Source organism: Vibrio sp. SCSIO 43137 (assembly GCF_028201475.1).
Classification (GTDB): domain Bacteria; phylum Pseudomonadota; class Gammaproteobacteria; order Enterobacterales; family Vibrionaceae; genus Vibrio.
The window spans coordinates 43,554-59,731 of record NZ_CP116384.1; the positions used below are offsets into that span (position 1 = coordinate 43,554).

Consider the following 16,178-nt stretch of genomic DNA (forward strand, 5'->3'; position numbering starts at 1 on the left):
TAGATGTCTGTATAATTTTCCTTTTTTCTTATTTAGTGAGCTCTAATTAAAGTAATCAGTTTGTAATGGATTACATGCTTGGATTGTTTGGGTTTTACACATGACTATTCAGTCTTAAATCGTACAGGTTCTGTTAATATCATGAGAAGAACGGCTATATAACAAGAAAATTTCATAAGCTAAAGAATAGCTCAATGCCGGAGTTTATATTTGGGTTAGTCTGGGTTTTTAATCCAGTGCAAATGAAAAAATATATTTATTTTGAAATTTTAAATCTCTCTGTAAGGTCTTAATATTATTTATGTTAATTAGAGCTATTACTTTAACGCCAATCTTGTCAATGACGAAAGAAAAAGCCGGTTCTAAAGGGAGTAAGTTGACTCTTTTTTTATAGAACATTACATTTTTTTCTGGTACAGAAGCCAGTACTTGGTCGAAGATAACCTATTTTTCGTTATTTAGATTAATTTTTGTCGTGGCAAGTCAGAACAATAATTATGCAGAGAAGGGTAACGGGGAAGGGGTTAACAAAAAGTTAACTATAGGGCATACCTTAACAATCAAGTAGCCTGACGCTGCTGCTGATATACCCCGGCTTAGACATAACACCGGAGCATATCAGGAGCATCAGTTAGCAGATCATTGAGAGTTACAGCTCGTCTCTGATCTCTATCAGCTCTTCAAGCAGATCTGAGAGTTGGTTATATCTCTCTTCACCAAACTTGGCTTTGAGTTTGACATACTGCTTGTCGATATCGACTCTCATCACTTTAACAAGGGCCTGCGCTTTTTCTGTCAGCCGGATATTGACTCTTCGCTGGTCTACATCTGATTTGATTTTGCAGACATACTCCTGCTTTTCCAGCCGGTTTATAATGCCTGTCAGGCTCGGGCTTAAGATACAGCTCTCTTTTGACAGGGTAGTAAAGTCAATTTCATCATAGGCGTGGATAAGTCGCATCACCCGCCACTGCTGTACGGTCACTTCGTATTCTGACAATACGGGACGAAAATAGTCCAGAGTGACATCCCTGGCTTTGATAAGCTGTAGCGGGAGAGAATCCTTATACTTTGTCATAAATACCTTCGCTTTCCTTTTAAAATGCCATCAAGGTCATTGGCTTATAGCTGTTATTTTTTGTTTTGTACTTTATTTCTGTAATCTGATGCGGTCATATCAGAGTATTTTCTGAAAAACCGGGCAAAATAGGCCGGATCCCGGAAACCGAGGTCGTAGCCGATTTCTGACACACTCTTTGAAGTAAACTGCAAAGCGCGCCTTGCTTCCTGCATCTGTCTGTCTATTATTATTTTTTTTGATGATAAGCCGCTTACCCTGCGGCAGATATCATTTAATCTTGAGACCGAAATACCAATCCGGTCGGCATACTCATTTAACGCCCAGTGCTCGGTATAGTGTGTTTCAACCAAATGGTTGAAGTGATGAAATATGGTTATATCGACACTGCGATTGGTCTTTTCCGCTTTATTTCTGATGCCGAGCCGCATAACTTCAATAAGTACCAGTTGTAGTAATGACTGAGTGGCTTTCTCTTGCATCATTCCGCTGGAATCTAACTCTCTCTTAAGGTGAGACACCAGAGAGAGAATAGGATTCTCATTGCATAAACCGATACAAAACGGCTTCATCTGATCAACCATTATATTATTCAAGCCACACTCCATGTCCAGTAGTCGCCAGACAAGTTGTTGCTGAATGGTTAAGACATAACCGGAAGAACTAGACTCAGTAACGAAAGAGTGAGGAACGGCCGGAGGGGTGAAAAACAAGGTAATTCCCTCATTTGTATAATGTTTTTCATCCAGATGTACATGAGTGCTTCCGTCAAGAATGATATGAATTTGATAAAATCGGTCGTGATAATGTACGGGCATATTTCTGCCAAAAAAATTCGCCAGATTGTCCAAGTGCTCAAAATGAAGCTCAGAATCGGCATAACGCTGATCATAAACCTGGCCAATATTTATGTTGGGAATCTTATCTGCCACCCGCTTTCTCCCTGTTTTTGGCTGAAATTTTAACAAAACAGTTAAAACACGCTCAACTTCACAATAATTTCACAAAACAGTTAACATATTAATTAATTCTGCGAAAAGTGCAATTATTCTCATGGTTAATCCATTTAAACAGCAGATTGTTAACATGATAATAACAATCGTTCGATAGCCCCGGCAAGACGTATACAGGAAGGGCTAAAATCGTAAGATTAAAAGGAAGTAACCATGAAACGAGAAAATCCACTACTAGAAAAGTTACAAGAAATTTTGCCTACGATTGCTGCTAATGCTGCACAAGCTGAAATCGATAGAACTCCACCTGAAGAAAATATACGCCTGCTAAGGGAAATTAAGTTTTTCCGTGCTTTCCAGCCTAAGAAATATGGCGGTTTAGAGATCTCACTGCCTGAGTTTACTGACTGTGTCGCAGCGCTGGCCGGTGCTTGTGGCGGTACGGCATGGGGTGGAAGCCTGCTGGCGACGCATAGCCACCAGATGGCAATGTTCTCGGAAAAAGCTCAGGAAGAATTTTGGGGAGACAATCCAGATGCAACAGCAAGTAGTAGTATCGCACCATTCGGAAAAACAGAAGAGACTGAAGGTGGCGTTATCTTCAACGGAGACATGCGCTGGAGTAGTGGATGTGACCACGCAGAGTGGGCCATTCTCGGGTTCAACCGCGAAGACGCAGACGGAAACAAAGTCTACTGCTTTGGAGTGGTACCAAGACATGAATACACAATTATTGATGATTGGCATGCCGCTGGTATGAAGTCGAGCGGAACAAAGACCCTATCTCTTAAGGACGTCTTTATTCCTGAACACCGAATCGAAACAGCAAAAGGTATGATGGAAGGATCGTCTGCCGGATTCGGCCTCTACCCTGATAGTGATATTTTTTATACGCCTTATCGTCCGTACTTTGCCTGTGGCTTTGCGGCTATCGGTCTGGGTATCGCAGAGCGTATGCTGGAGCTGTACAAGATCATCACTCAAAACCGCGTACGCGCTTATACAGGTGCAAAAGTGGGTGCTGCAACGCCTGCTCTTATGCGCCTTGCTGAATCAACGCATCAGGTGTATGCCGCCCGTGCCATGCTGGAAAAAACCTGGGACGACCATAAAGAGCATGGTATCCGCAAAGAGTACCCAAGTGCAGAAACACTGGCTTACTGGCGTACTAACCAAGCTTATGCGGTGAAGATGTGTATTGATGCGGTAGACCGCCTGTTCGACGTAATCGGTGGTAACTGCTGGTTCTCGACTAACGAAGCACAGCGTCTGTTCCGTGACTCGCATATGACAGGGGCTCACGCATACACAGACTACGATGTTTGTAAGCAGATCCTTGGCCGTAGCCTGATGGGGCTGGAACCCGATCCGACTATGGTGTAATCGAAAATCGTATCTTATTACATTACACTAAATTAGAAAGCTCTCCTGTAAAAAGTTGAGCTTTTTTAATAAGTTAACTGGAAGTTAAGAAGTCAATATAGACCAATGTCTAATAATAAGTAAGTAATAGAATTGTTACAAACTTGATCTTCTTAACATATTAACTAAATTGATAATGATAGATTATTAACATGTTATCGGTTTTTTGCCATAACGTAACAAAGCTATAAATATCAATAACAGAAAACAAGGAAGTGTCATGATTAAATCAAAAATTTCTATGGTAGTTAGCACCGGGCTCCTACTCCTTGCGTCCGCAAGTGCTAATGCCGCACCGGAGAAAGTACTGAAAATCAGTTCGTGGGCATCTCCGAACCACGGAATTAACAAGGTGGTTTGGCCTACATGGGGTGAGTGGATCAAAGAAGCCACTGAAGGCCGTGTTGAAGTTAAGATCGAGTACGATTTGGCGCCTCCTCAGTCACAAATCGACGTTGTTACTGATGGTATCGGCGACGTTACCTGGATTTTCCACGGTCATAAAGCCGGTCGTTTCAAACTGACTCAACTACCTGAAATCCCGACCTTTAAGGGCGGCGTAAGTTCTGAGCTGGCTTCTAAAGCGTACTGGAATACTTACGAGAAATACCTGAAGAAAGGTAAAGAGCACCGCGGCGTTAAAGTAATGGCGGTAGGTGTACACGGACCGGGTCAGTTGATCACTAAAGATAAAGTAACTTCACTGTCTGATGTGAAAGGTAAGAAAATCCGTGTTGGTGGTGGTGTAATCTCAAACATCGCTAAAGATATGAAAGTTACCCCTGTATTTATTCCGACACCTAAAGTATACGAATCTCTTTCACAGGGCGTTGTAGAAGGTACTTATCTGCCGGTTGAATCACTGAGCAGCTTCCGTCTTGCCGAAGTGGCAAACAACACCCTTATGTTCCCGGGTGGCCTGTACCGCGGTAGCTTTGCCATCGTAATGAATCCAGATGCTTTTGAAGGTATCTCGAAGAAAGACCGTGACGCTATCATGGCAGTATCTGGTGAGAAGCTGTCCCGTCTGTTCGGTAAGATGATGGACGACTACGACAACAACGCCTATGCCAAAGCGAAAGCGGCTGGTCACGTCTTTACTGATGCTTCGCCTGAACTGGTTAGCGAGCTGAAGTCGATGACTACAGAGATTGTCGATAGCTGGTACAAGACTGCTAAGAAACGTAAGGTCGACGGACCGGCGGCATTTGAGTACTACCAAGAGCAACTGGGTAAAGGGTTGTAATCACTATGATAGCTGAGAATATTTCGGCGATAGTAAGGCGGGGGTTGGAGTCCCTCGCTGCACTCAGCCTGTTTTTAATGATGAGTATCACCTTTGTCGATGTTTTCGGACGCTATTTTCTAAATTCACCGATTGATGGCTCGACAGAGATGATTGAGGTTCTTCTGGCTGTCATGGTGTTTATGGCTTTTCCTCTCGTATCATGGAAAGAAGAGAACATCTGTGTAGATCTGCTGGATGCTTATTTCCCGGATCGTTGGATTGACCTTCGCCAGGCAGTAATAAACCTGATTTGTGCCGTCTCATTGGTATTGGTAGCGATGACTAACTGGAAGTTGGCTGGTCGCTCCCTTGAGTATGAAGAAGTGTCTGAGATCCTTGAAATTCCGTTAGGGTATGTTACTTACCTGATATCCATAACCGGATTCGCTGGTGGTTTTCTTACTTTCCTGAATGCCATTGTGTATACCGCGAGATTACCTATTTTCCGCTCCGGTGTTGCTATGTCGGAAGAGAGGAGTAGCAGTAAATGATTGAGTCAATTATTGGTTTTACGGCTCTGATCGCCATGGTCTTTTTAAGGCTGCCTCTGGCATTTGCTATGGGTGTGGTTGGTTTTATCGGTTTCTGGTACATCAATGACTATAACTGGACAGCAGCCATGTCTATGGCAGCACGCCGTATCATTGATACCGGGCAAGATTACGGGCTTTCCGTGATTCCCCTGTTTATCCTGATGGGTAACTTTGTCACTAAAGCAGGCTTATCTGCAGAGCTTTACCGTGCCTGTAATGCTTTTGTCGGGCACCGCAAGGGCGGCCTTTCCATGTCAACTATCTTGGCGTGTGGTGGCTTCTCAGCCATTTGTGGATCCAGTCTGGCAACCTCGGCAACCATGTCTAAAGTGGCCATGCCGCCGATGCGTAAATACGGTTACTCAGATAGTCTGGCTGCGGCTTCGATTGCGGCGGGTGGTACGTTAGGCATCCTTATTCCGCCAAGTGTTATGCTGGTTATTTATGGTCTGCTGACGGAGAGCAGTATCCGTGAGCTGTTTGCGGCTGGGTTCCTGCCGGGACTGCTGGGTATTACTCTTTATCTTCTGACAGTGAAGTGGGTAGTATTCCGCTCACCGGAAAACGCGCCTCCGGGTGAGAGATCGGACTGGAAAGAGCGAATGGTTGCCCTGAAAGGCATCTTCTCTACTCTGATGCTGTTTGTGCTGGTGATGGGTGGTATTTACGCTGGTGTCTTTACACCGACAGAAGCGGCGGGTATTGGTGCAACAGGTGCATTTTTCCTTGCCCTGTTCAGACGTAAGCTGAGCTACGACATTTTGCGCGATATTCTGGTGGATACAGCCAAGACCTCTGCATCACTGTTTGCCGTTGTTATCTGTGCCCTTATTCTGTCTAACTTTGTTAACCGTGCAGGCTTGCCTACCGCGCTGATTGAACTGATTCAGATCGGTGATATCTCGCCAATGATGGCCATGGGTATCATCTTATTAATCTATATCATTCTGGGCTGTGTATTTGAAAGTATGTCCATGATGCTGCTGACAGTGCCAATCTTCTTCCCTGTCGTGGTTGAACTGGGCTTTGACCCAATCTGGTTTGGTATCGTGGTCGTAGTGGTGACAGAGATAAGCCTGATCACCCCGCCGGTAGGGCTGAACGTGTTTGTATTGTCCGGTCTGGTTAAGGACATCAGTACAGGAACCATATTTAAAGGCATTCTGCCTTTCTGGGTTGCCGATATGATAAGGCTGGCCATTATAGTGGCATTCCCTGCAGTGGCACTGCTTCTGCCGGGTATGATGTATTAAATTTCTGTTCAGTGAGGTAGTGCACAGGCGCTACCCTGCTGAACCGTCATTCCCTTTGTTCGTGATTGAATTTGGCTTTGAACTTCGGTTCAAAGCTTTTTTATGTCTGAAATAACACAACTTGTAGGGCTTATTGTTATTAGATAGTTATAATTTGACTCGATAGACGAGGCGTTCTTACCTATACTTGATAAAGTTAACAATAAAAATAGTGACGATACCGGATGTTATTAAGAAGCCTGATTTTACTGTTATTTCTGTTATCCAGCCCTTTTCTTAAGGCGGGTAACCTGACTATTGAACTGGCTAATGGCGATTCTGTTTCGCTCTCCTATGAAGAGCTTGCCGCTATGCCTTCCCAGACATTCACTACGCATTTGCCGTGGTATGAAGGGGTGAACACCTTTACCGGTGTTCGTCTGGAAAACCTGCTGTTACATTACACCTCAGAAGGCGTGCCTGACCGTATAAATGTCAGAGCCCTTAATGACTACGCTGTTGATATCTCCGGGGAAGACATTTCTGCCTATCATCCGGTACTCACTTATCTCAAAAATGGTCAGAAAATGAAAATCCGTGATAAGGGGCCTTACTGGCTTATCTATTCACTGGAAGATTACCCTGAAATAGATAAAAGTCAGTATCACTCGCAAATGGTCTGGCAGGTAGAATCGATAAAAATAATAGGCAATGACTGATATCGAGAAGATACAACTGACCCACCCCTATCTGAGAGCATTGAAACTGCTGCTTGTTGTTCTTGCAATGGTGCTGTTTATTGCTGATATCTGGATCTATTATCAAACGGATTTTCTGGCGAAAACCTATACGGATCAACAGAATCAGGCGACCTGGTTTTTGTTTCAGCTGACGAAAGAGTTTTCTGAGTTGGTGGCGCACTCAGTCCACATGCAGAGTGGTCTGGATGGCTTAGGGGATGTATGGCTGAAGTATGAGCTAACCTGGAGCCGCTTTGATCTTATGATCAACAACCGCGAAGCCGACAGTTTTATGCAGCTTGTTCACGCCAAACAGTTTTTCCTTCAGCTTTTTTCTGAGTTCCGCAGTCTGGAAACTTTGCTGGAAGCGGCAGATAGCGGTGATGCAGAGGCAATCAAACAGTTCCATAGTCAATCTGAAACCCTGTATCTTTCAATGATCGACTATATAAACCAGAATTTCCGGGTCGCCAGCCCACTGTATGAAGATCAAAGGGCACAGGCAAAAGCATTGGCAACGGCTGACTTCTATCTGGTTATCGGCCTTATGATCTGTATTTTCCTTCTGGTGTTTGTTTTTTACAAAGAGCTTGAGTTTAATAAAAGATTAGCACTTACCGACCCGTTGACCGGTTTATTGAACAGGCTTGCTCTGTTTAACCTGATTGAAAGCTACAGTAAGAGAGGAGAGTCATTCAGTCTGTTTCTGCTCGACCTGAATGACTTTAAAAAAGTGAATGATAGTTATGGCCATCATGCAGGAGACGCAGTACTGATGGAAGTCTCCTCCAGATTGAAGCAGTTAGGTGAACATCAATCTATTGCTTTTCGTATTGGTGGTGATGAGTTTGCCCTGGTGCTTAAATCCGGTTCTCAGTTTGAAAACAAGCAGACAGAATTTTGTAACCATGTTACCAGCCAGTTTTTGCGCCCGTTTGAGAGTGCCATGCTCGACTTTTCATTCAACTTTTCTACCAGCATTGGTGGTGCATCATACCCGGATGAAGCGGCAGACATTGATAAACTGGTGATGATTGCAGACAGCAGAATGTACCGGATGAAGAAACAGTCGAAACTGCGGCAAAGGCAGGGCTTTTACTAAAACTAGTCTGGCGTGAAAATGATGAGTTAGTTACACTGCGCGGGTATCCGCTTTATTAGCCCATTAAATTCAGTATCTTGATTAAGAAGATACAAGACTGATTCGGAATTAAAACAATGATTGAAAGAAGAGAAACAAAACAGCGCATGAGCCGTGCCGTTATTCATAACAACACTGTCTACTTCTGTGGCCAGGTGGCAAAAGATTCAACTAAGGGCATCAAAGAACAGACTGAAACCATGCTTGAGAAAGTAGATGAGCTGCTGGAAAGTGTCGGTTCAAGCCGCGAACAGCTGCTGTCTGCTACCATCTATATCAAAACTATGGATGACTTTGCTGCCATGAATGAAGTATGGGATAACTGGGTACCGGAAGGCCATGCTCCAGCCCGTGCCTGTGTTCAGGCTTCTATGGCTCGTGAAGAGCTGTTGGTAGAGATCTCTGTGGTTGCTGCTGTATAACAGAGAGCATTCTGCAAGATTTAAAAAGGCTTCTTATAGAGAAGCCTTTTTTGATCGCGTCAGGGTTTAGCTTATCGCTATTAACGCTGGCGCTCTTTCAGCTTTTTTCCTACATCCTTAAAGGTAGAAATATGCTGTTCTGCATGAATAGCGGCGGACTGAGGATCATTATTACAGATAGCATCAACCAGTGGCTGGTGAGCCGCAACGATATTCAGGGGTTCGTAAGAATCGAGATCAATATTAAAGAATAGCAGCATCTGGTTAGATACTTTGCGGTAGATTTCCATCAGGCGGCCATTATCACTCAGGGACACGATCAAAGAGTGAAATTCCAGCTCAAACTTACTTTTACGCTGAGTACTGATTAGGTTGTTTTTCGCCTCTTCAGTAAACTCATTGATTAACTGGCGCAGCTTTGCTTTTCCGTCATCGTCTATTTTTGTGGCGGCCAGCCATGCAGAGCGTGATTCGATGGCGATCCTGAGATGATAGATCTCCCACACATCGTGCTCGTCAATTTCGATTACCTGCCAGCCGACATAAGGCTTCTGAACCACTAACCCCTCATGAGAGAGTGTGTTTAGTGCCATCCTGATGGTACTTCGTGAGAGCTCGAGTTCTTTTGCAAGAGCACTTTCGACGATCTTTTCACCCATTTTATAGCTGCCGGTCAAGATTAGATCTCTTAAATAATCGACCGCCTGCACTTCAAGACTACTTTTATTAAACTTCGCCATTTTTACCAAACCACGCTTCAGTTCATACCTAAGTGCTTATCAGCACTACATTTTACCACTCATTTTAGGTGGATATTACGCATATGTCTTTATATAGATTACTGTGACGATTGTCTAACAATTTAACAATAAAATCCAGAAATGAAGTAAACATGATCGATTTCTCATTTAAATACTTCTCTCTTTGTATAATTGCCTCACTGTAGATTGTCGGACAATCGCCAATAGGTAATAAGATGAGCAAGTTAAAAAAAGCCATTCGGCTGGCATCTAAAGACAACGTAGCAACGCTACTCGAAGATGCAGATAAAAAAGACAAGATTGAAGTGGTTGATGAAGCTAACCAGATAGTGGGGGAATTTGAAGCACTTCAGGCTATCCCTTTCGGTAACAAAATTGCCCTTGAGCAGATCGCCGATCAGCAGATGGTAAGTAAAGCCGGTTACCCGGTGGGTATCGCGGTGAAACCTATCGCTGAAGGTGACCTTGTGCATGTTCAGAATGTGCGTAGCACACGGGTTGATATCCCTGAAAACATTATCCAGCAAATTATCCAACAGATGCAGATTGAGTGTTAACTATGCAATTTTTCCAAGGTTATAAGCGTCCGGACGGACAGGTTGGTATCCGCAACCACATTATGATTCTGGCCATTGATGAGTGTGCTGAAGGTATTGCTCAGGCGATCAAACAGAAAGTACCTGAGTGTGTGGTTGTAACTAACCATTACACCTGCATGTATGGCGGTAACGAAGAGATGGTGAACACCATGATTGGTGCGGCACTGAACCCCAATGTTGCCGGTGTGCTTGTGCTGAATATGGGCTGCGGAAGTATCGACCCTGCATTGGTTATCGATCCGATTAAACAGGCAGAAAAGCCGGTGTTTAATCTTTCCATCATCAAGTCGCGTGGTACCCGTCAAACCATTAATGATGGCATTCAGCTTGCCAATGAGCTGGTCAGTATTGCCGGAAAAGTGAAACCGGAACCGACGCCAATTTCCAGACTGGTTGTTGGTATCAAGTGCGGTGGATCAGATACCAGCTCAGGTATCGCCTCTAACCCTGCCGTCGGTAATGCGGCCGATCAACTGGTGGACTTAGGTGCGACCTGTGTTGCCGGTGAGCTTATCGAATTGATTACCTGCGAAGACATTCTGCGCGAGCGTGCGGTAACGGATGAAGTGGCGGACAAGATTGAACGTCTGATTATGGAAGAAGAGCGTCGCTGGCATATTGAAGGCACCGACGTGGAAACCATGAGTATTGGTAACAGCGTTGGCGGGCTGACCACACTGGAAGAGAAAGCACTAGGCGCCCTGCACAAAACCGGTACCCGCCCGATTCAGGACGTACTTGAGATTAATCCTCAGGGTATCCAGAAACCAACCACTGCCGGATTTTACCTTTCAGAAGCGACCCACCTATGTGGCGGCTCAGGCATGCACTTCGCCGCACTGGGTGCTCAGGTGATCCTCTGGACTACAGGTGGTGCAGGATTTAACAACCCAATTGTGCCTGTTGTACGTGTCAGCGGTAATGCGGCTCAGATTACTGAAGATATCGATGTGGATGTCAGCGGAATTATGTCTGCGCAGCAGAGTGTTATTGAAGGCGGCGATGCCGTTATCGAGTGCCTGAACAAGGTGGTTCAGGGTGAGAAATCAGCCATCGAAGATGTGGGTTTTGCTTTCTGTTCTCTGTATCAGAAAGACCAGCGTCTGGAACGACTGATCTGCAAAGAAGCTGTTTAAACCAAATTCCTTTAAAAACGGAGCTCTTGCCGAAGTATCGCAAGAGAAAACAAAACCATGAAAATAACAGATATTGAAGTGATATGTTTGCGCGTCCCCGAAGCTCACGAAGAGTGTGAGTGGGGCGAAGATGCGGTCATCGTAAAGGTACATACCGATCAGGGTATTACCGGACTCGGTGAAGCTGACAGCTCTCCGGCTGTGGTTCGTGCCTGCATTGAAACCACCAATTCAAACCTTTACTGCTACGGCCTGAAAGAGCTGCTGTTGGGTGAAAACCCGCTGGAGATCGAAAAGCTGTGGAACAAGATGTACTGGGCGTCGAACTACTTTGGCCGCCGTGGTGCAGGCATTCATGCCATCAGTGCTATTGATATTGCATTGTGGGATATCGCCGGACAGTTCTACGGTGTGCCGGTTCATACCCTGCTGGGCGGTAAATACCGTGACCAGATCCGAGCCTACGGTACCTTTATTCCGGCCAGCAAACCGGAAGATAACCGCGCTATTGCGAAAGGGCTGGTTGAACAGGGCTTTACCAGCATTAAGTTCGGCGGCGGCGTATTCGGTGATGATCCGGAAACGGACTATCAGATTGTTAAGAATGTGCGTGAAGCCGTTGGTGACGATATTGAAGTTCAGATTGATCTGGCATCGAAATGGCGTACTTCCGGCCACTCAGCCTTTATGTGCAAAAAGCTGGAGGAGTTTAACCTCAACTGGGTGGAAGAGCCGGTACTGGCTGATGACCTGAAAGGTTACGCCAAGCTTTCCAACAAAACAGAAGCGAAACTGGCAGGCGGTGAGTCACTGACTACACGCTACGAGTTTCAGTCATTCCTTGAGCACTCTCAGGTGGATATCGTTCAGCCGGATATTACCCGCTGTGGTGGTATTACTGAGATGAAGAAAATTTACGATCTGGCGCAGATGCATGGCGTTCAGCTTGTTCCGCACGGGTTTAGTACCGGCATTCTGCTGGCTGCATCCGTTCACTTTTTGGCTGCCTGTGAGCACGGCACGCTTATGGAGTACTCACAAAGCCAAAGTCCTCTCTTTACTGACCTTGTTACAAACCGTCTGCCGTTTGAAAACGGCTACGTACCTGTACCTGATAAGCCGGGTCTTGGTGTTGAACTCAGTGATTCCATCATTGAGCAGTACCGGGTCGACGCTTAAATAACGATTACTAAATAGAGATATTTCAAATGAAACAGAGAAATAGACAAATAGACAAACCGTTAATGACGATAAGTCTTTCAACGATTTTTGCCATCGTGGCCGGCCTGTCGCTGTTCCCTGAGCAGGGTAATGCCATTGCCAAAACCTTATTTAACATTCTGACAGAGCAGTTCGGTGAAGTGTTCCTGTTGTTCGGATTCTTCAGTGTCATTATCCTTGCGTGGCTTGGATTTGGTAGACACGGCAGCATCAAACTTGGTGAAGGGGCTCCTCAATACACATTTTTCACCTACCTTGCCATGATGATCTGTGCCGGTCTGGGTTCCGCAACGGTTTACTGGGCATTCGTTGAGTGGGCTTACTATTACATGGGTCCGCCAATGGGCATCGAACCATACTCAGCGACAGCCGCAGAGTGGGCGACAAGCTACAACATGTTCCACTGGGGTATCTCAGCATGGTCACTGTACTGTATCGCCTCACTGCCGGTAGCTTACTCTTTCCACGTTCGTAAGAACCCTCAGCTAAAACTGAGTGCAGTATGTGAAAGTATCCTTGGCCGTTACTACAACCCGGCAGTTGGTAAACTGATTGATACTATCTTTATCTTCAGCTGCGTAGGTGCAATGGGTATTACTCTTGGTTTGAGTGTACCAATGGTAACGGAAGGTATTGCTGAACTGATCGGTGTGAAGAGCAGCTTTGGTATGAACGTCGGCCTGATGCTGGCTATTACGGCTCTGTTCACCATCAGCTCTTATGTCGGTATCGAAAAAGGTATGGCTAAGCTGAGTGATTACAACACTAAGCTGGCGGTAATCTTTGTACTGCTGGTACTGGTTGTTGGTCCTACTTCATTCATCATCGACCAGATGACCAACGGCTACGGCTTAATGCTGCAAAACTTTATCCGTATGAGCCTGTGGACTGACCCTGTAGAAGGTGGTTCATTCCCGACTTCATGGACAGTATTCTACTGGGCATACTGGATGACTTACGTACCATTTATGGCTCTGTTCGTTACTAAGGTATCTAAAGGCCGTACCCTGAAAGAAGTTATCATCAGTATGGTTCTGGGCGGAAGTGCTGGTTGCTTTATCTTCTTCGGCGTACTGGGTAGCTACAGCATGAGTACACACCTGAACGAACTGGTGGATGTGACGGACATGCTCTCCAATACCGGTGGTTCCGAGACGGTTATTGCGGTTCTGAGAACCCTGCCAGCCAGCTCACTGTTTATCGTTATCTTTGCGGTAATGTCGACACTGTTCCTTGCTACAACACTGGATTCAGCCTCCTTTACACTGGCCGCGACAGCCGCTAACCAGCTGGATGAAAATGCTAACCCGCCAACAGCACTACGCCTGTTCTGGTGTGGCATTCTGGCTGCGGTACCGCTGACTATGATGTTTATCGACGCGCCGCTAAGTACCATTCAGACGCTGGCGATTGTGACATCATTGCCTCTGATGATTGTTATCTTCATCATGCTTTACGGCTTCTTCAAGTGGATTGGTGAAGGCGAAAAGAAGGCCGATGAAGTCGCAGAGACTGAAGCAGAAACGGTAGTGCTTCAGGAAGAGAAGTCTATCGGTTAATCAGCGGATAAACCGTTAAGACAAACTTACAACTCGTTCAATACCAGCCCGGAATTGCTCTGTTCTTTTCCGGGCTTTTTTACGGCTGAATCAGCACCGTGGTGGTTAAACGGGGGCGGTTTCAGCAGAAAAAAGAGTCAAAGAGCAAAGGCTAAGGGGAGAGCTTATGCTAAAAAAACTGGGATTTAAGAAACTGCTGCTGTTATCAACGGTAGCACTGGTCGCCTTATCGGTATCACTCTCTAACCTGATCACTTATACGGATGTAGAGAAAGTATTGGTGGATCAAATTGCCAGATACAACACAGAGTATGCTGCCAGTCAGGCAAGGCTGGTGGAGAACCAGCTTAACGAGAAAGTTCAGGGTCTGGAAAAGTTGGGGCAAGAGTATGAAAACCGTGCCTTTGAGGGCAGCGCAGAAGATCATATCGCCCTGACCAAGGTCATCGCTAAAGCGATGAACCTGAACAGTGCCGTGGTGGGATTTACCAACGGTGATGCCTACTGGAACCAGACGGCGGATACCTGGCCGAATCATAAATACTATGATGATGTCACCAAGCGTAGCTGGTATCAGGCTGGCAGAAACAGTACCACAGCCTCAATTACAGAGCCCTATCAGGGCAGTGAAGCGGGCAACCAGTACTGGGTTTCTATCGTGCGGCGCACTCATAGCGGCATGATGTCGGCAGATTTACAGCTGGGCTTTTTAGGCCAGATTGTTAAGTCAGTAAATACCACCTCAGGAGCTGTTGCGCTGATTGTAAACAGCGACTCCACCATTCTCGCCTCTTCTGATACAGAACAGTTTGAACTGAGTGGGCTCGGATTAGACGATAACAGAATCAAACACTTTATTGCTGACGCACTGAAAGCGGCCAGCTTCTCCTCTGAGATGGAGATAGATAACCATGAGATGATGAGCTTTTCTCATCAGATCCGTATTGCCGATAAGAGCTGGTATTACATTCTGCTGCAGGATAAACAGAGTGCTTATACAAGTCTGACGGATGCAAAACAGTCGGCAATTATTCGTGTGGTTGTTGCTACTCTGGTGAGTATTGTTCTGGCTTTTGTTGTACTGCAGCTACTGTATAAACCCATTTTGACCCTGAGAGAGACTATTATGCGTTTGGGCGAGGGGCATGGTGATCTGACGCAGCGTCTGGATATCCGCTCCGGAGATGATTTGGGGAAAATTGCTACAGGTGTTAACAAGCTGATTGAAAACCTGAATACCATGATGGTACAGATACGCGATGTAACACAACTGCTGAACAGCAACATAGGTAAACTGAGTGAACAGAGTGAGATAAACACCAATATCATTCAGGGGCATGTTCAGGAAACCGAGCAGGCAGTCACGGCTATAGAAGAGATGAACTCAACAGCCGAATCCATGGCTTCCGATGCCAGTAACACTGCCCGCTTAACCAGTGAGGCCAATGCGGCCAGCCTGAGTTCCAGAGAGATAGTAAACGGAGCAAAAGAGAGTATTGAAGATCTGCTTACTGACGTAGAGAGTGCTTCGCAGAACGTACATAGAATGTCAGACAAAACCGACAGTATTAACGCCATATTGAGTGTGATCAGCGAGATAGCAGAGCAGACAAACCTGCTGGCGCTGAACGCGGCAATCGAAGCAGCACGGGCAGGAGAGCAGGGACGAGGTTTTGCTGTGGTGGCCGATGAAGTGCGCAACCTTGCCAGCCGGACAAAAAGCAGCACCAAGGAGATTGAATCAGCCCTTGCGGCATTGAGCGAAGGCAGTCTGGAGGTGGTTGAATCCATGAACCAGACAGAGCAACGCTGCAATACCACCGCTTCGGATGCAACCAATGTGGCTGACAGTCTGGATACCATGACAAAGTATGTGTCAGATATCGATGAGCTGAGTGTGCAGATTGCTACCGCAGCAGAAGAACAGAGCTGTGTTACCCGAGAACTGAGCCAGAGTATGGGCACCATTAATACCATAGTGGTGCAACTGGAAGAAAACGTTCAGGACGGCTTTAAAGAGGTTCAGCAGATCAAAAAGCTTAATGATCAACTCTCGGATATGGTTAGTAAGTTTAAGCTAAGCTGAGATCAGC

Annotated in this window: 15 protein-coding genes; 12 read left to right on the forward strand and 3 right to left on the reverse strand. The window is 45.7% G+C overall.

Going from position 1 to position 16,178, the window contains the following annotated elements; all coding sequences use genetic code 11:
- Positions 1-649: 649 nt before the first annotated feature.
- Together hpaR and hpaA are read right to left on the reverse strand one after the other, a co-directional pair.
- A complete protein-coding gene (gene hpaR / locus PK654_RS16045; protein ID WP_271699921.1) occupies positions 650-1,078 on the reverse strand; it encodes a homoprotocatechuate degradation operon regulator HpaR in 429 nt (142 codons plus the stop codon).
- Positions 1,079-1,131: 53 nt separating this feature from the next.
- Positions 1,132-2,010, reverse strand: a complete 879-nt coding sequence (gene hpaA, locus PK654_RS16050) for a 4-hydroxyphenylacetate catabolism regulatory protein HpaA (RefSeq protein ID WP_271699922.1) — start codon at positions 2,008-2,010, stop codon at positions 1,132-1,134.
- A gap of 234 nt (positions 2,011-2,244) precedes the next feature.
- On the opposite strand from hpaA, the gene PK654_RS16055 reads away from it, so the two are divergent.
- From PK654_RS16055 to PK654_RS16085, 7 genes are all read left to right on the forward strand, one after another.
- Entirely contained in the window at positions 2,245-3,414 is a 1,170-nt protein-coding gene (locus PK654_RS16055) for a p-hydroxyphenylacetate 3-hydroxylase oxygenase component (protein WP_271699924.1), read from the forward strand.
- Positions 3,415-3,673: 259 nt separating this feature from the next.
- Positions 3,674-4,699, forward strand: a complete 1,026-nt coding sequence (locus PK654_RS16060) for a TRAP transporter substrate-binding protein (protein ID WP_271699925.1) — start codon at positions 3,674-3,676, stop codon at positions 4,697-4,699.
- A 5-nt stretch (positions 4,700-4,704) separates the two neighbouring features.
- A complete protein-coding gene (locus PK654_RS16065) occupies positions 4,705-5,232 on the forward strand; it encodes a TRAP transporter small permease (RefSeq protein WP_271699927.1) in 528 nt (175 codons plus the stop codon).
- Complete coding sequence (locus PK654_RS16070) at positions 5,229-6,527, forward strand: TRAP transporter large permease (RefSeq protein ID WP_271699929.1); 1,299 nt, start codon at positions 5,229-5,231, stop codon at positions 6,525-6,527. Before PK654_RS16065 ends, PK654_RS16070 begins: the two co-directional genes overlap by 4 nt.
- A gap of 224 nt (positions 6,528-6,751) precedes the next feature.
- The gene (locus PK654_RS16075) at positions 6,752-7,225 is read left to right on the forward strand and encodes an oxidoreductase (RefSeq protein ID WP_271699931.1); all 474 of its coding nucleotides are present in this window, start codon (positions 6,752-6,754) and stop codon (positions 7,223-7,225) included.
- Positions 7,218-8,348, forward strand: a complete 1,131-nt coding sequence (locus tag PK654_RS16080; RefSeq protein ID WP_271699932.1) for a GGDEF domain-containing protein — start codon at positions 7,218-7,220, stop codon at positions 8,346-8,348. Before PK654_RS16075 ends, PK654_RS16080 begins: the two co-directional genes overlap by 8 nt.
- Before the next feature lie 116 nt (positions 8,349-8,464).
- Positions 8,465-8,809, forward strand: a complete 345-nt coding sequence (locus PK654_RS16085; RefSeq protein WP_271699934.1) for a RidA family protein — start codon at positions 8,465-8,467, stop codon at positions 8,807-8,809.
- An 80-nt stretch (positions 8,810-8,889) separates the two neighbouring features.
- On the opposite strand, the gene PK654_RS16090 is transcribed toward PK654_RS16085, so the two are convergent.
- Positions 8,890-9,549 carry a GntR family transcriptional regulator gene (locus PK654_RS16090; protein WP_271699936.1) on the reverse strand — a complete coding sequence of 220 codons (660 nt, stop codon included), beginning with the start codon at positions 9,547-9,549 and terminating at the stop codon, positions 8,890-8,892.
- Between the two features lie 236 nt (positions 9,550-9,785).
- On the opposite strand from PK654_RS16090, the gene PK654_RS16095 reads away from it, so the two are divergent.
- The 5 genes from PK654_RS16095 to PK654_RS16115 all read left to right on the forward strand — a co-directional run bounded on the left by PK654_RS16095 (position 9,786) and on the right by PK654_RS16115 (position 16,171).
- Positions 9,786-10,127, forward strand: coding sequence for a UxaA family hydrolase (locus tag PK654_RS16095; RefSeq protein ID WP_271699937.1), 342 nt, complete (start codon positions 9,786-9,788; stop codon positions 10,125-10,127).
- A 2-nt stretch (positions 10,128-10,129) separates the two neighbouring features.
- The gene (locus PK654_RS16100) at positions 10,130-11,305 is read left to right on the forward strand and encodes a UxaA family hydrolase (protein ID WP_271699938.1); all 1,176 of its coding nucleotides are present in this window, start codon (positions 10,130-10,132) and stop codon (positions 11,303-11,305) included.
- Positions 11,306-11,362: 57 nt separating this feature from the next.
- The gene (locus PK654_RS16105) at positions 11,363-12,484 is read left to right on the forward strand and encodes a mandelate racemase/muconate lactonizing enzyme family protein (protein WP_271699940.1); all 1,122 of its coding nucleotides are present in this window, start codon (positions 11,363-11,365) and stop codon (positions 12,482-12,484) included.
- 29 nt (positions 12,485-12,513) lie between these two features.
- Entirely contained in the window at positions 12,514-14,085 is a 1,572-nt protein-coding gene (locus PK654_RS16110) for a BCCT family transporter (RefSeq protein WP_271699942.1), read from the forward strand.
- 166 nt (positions 14,086-14,251) lie between these two features.
- The gene (locus PK654_RS16115) at positions 14,252-16,171 is read left to right on the forward strand and encodes a methyl-accepting chemotaxis protein (protein WP_271699944.1); all 1,920 of its coding nucleotides are present in this window, start codon (positions 14,252-14,254) and stop codon (positions 16,169-16,171) included.
- Positions 16,172-16,178: the final 7 nt, after the last annotated feature.

Bases quoted from the DNA above. Each gene is read 5' to 3' on its own strand.
- PK654_RS16100 (WP_271699938.1), top strand. From the start codon at position 10,130: ATGCAATTTTTCCAAGGTTATAAGCGTCCGGACGGACAGGTTGGTATC.
- PK654_RS16080 (WP_271699932.1), top strand. From the start codon at position 7,218: ATGACTGATATCGAGAAGATACAACTGACCCACCCCTATCTGAGAGCA.
- PK654_RS16085 (WP_271699934.1), top strand. From the start codon at position 8,465: ATGATTGAAAGAAGAGAAACAAAACAGCGCATGAGCCGTGCCGTTATT.
- PK654_RS16090 (WP_271699936.1), bottom strand. From the start codon at position 9,549: ATGGCGAAGTTTAATAAAAGTAGTCTTGAAGTGCAGGCGGTCGATTAT.
- PK654_RS16065 (WP_271699927.1), top strand. From the start codon at position 4,705: ATGATAGCTGAGAATATTTCGGCGATAGTAAGGCGGGGGTTGGAGTCC.
- PK654_RS16075 (WP_271699931.1), top strand. From the start codon at position 6,752: ATGTTATTAAGAAGCCTGATTTTACTGTTATTTCTGTTATCCAGCCCT.
- PK654_RS16055 (WP_271699924.1), top strand. From the start codon at position 2,245: ATGAAACGAGAAAATCCACTACTAGAAAAGTTACAAGAAATTTTGCCT.
- PK654_RS16115 (WP_271699944.1), top strand. From the start codon at position 14,252: ATGCTAAAAAAACTGGGATTTAAGAAACTGCTGCTGTTATCAACGGTA.
- PK654_RS16060 (WP_271699925.1), top strand. From the start codon at position 3,674: ATGATTAAATCAAAAATTTCTATGGTAGTTAGCACCGGGCTCCTACTC.
- PK654_RS16095 (WP_271699937.1), top strand. From the start codon at position 9,786: ATGAGCAAGTTAAAAAAAGCCATTCGGCTGGCATCTAAAGACAACGTA.
- PK654_RS16105 (WP_271699940.1), top strand. From the start codon at position 11,363: ATGAAAATAACAGATATTGAAGTGATATGTTTGCGCGTCCCCGAAGCT.
- PK654_RS16070 (WP_271699929.1), top strand. From the start codon at position 5,229: ATGATTGAGTCAATTATTGGTTTTACGGCTCTGATCGCCATGGTCTTT.
- PK654_RS16110 (WP_271699942.1), top strand. From the start codon at position 12,514: ATGAAACAGAGAAATAGACAAATAGACAAACCGTTAATGACGATAAGT.
- hpaR (WP_271699921.1), bottom strand. From the start codon at position 1,078: ATGACAAAGTATAAGGATTCTCTCCCGCTACAGCTTATCAAAGCCAGG.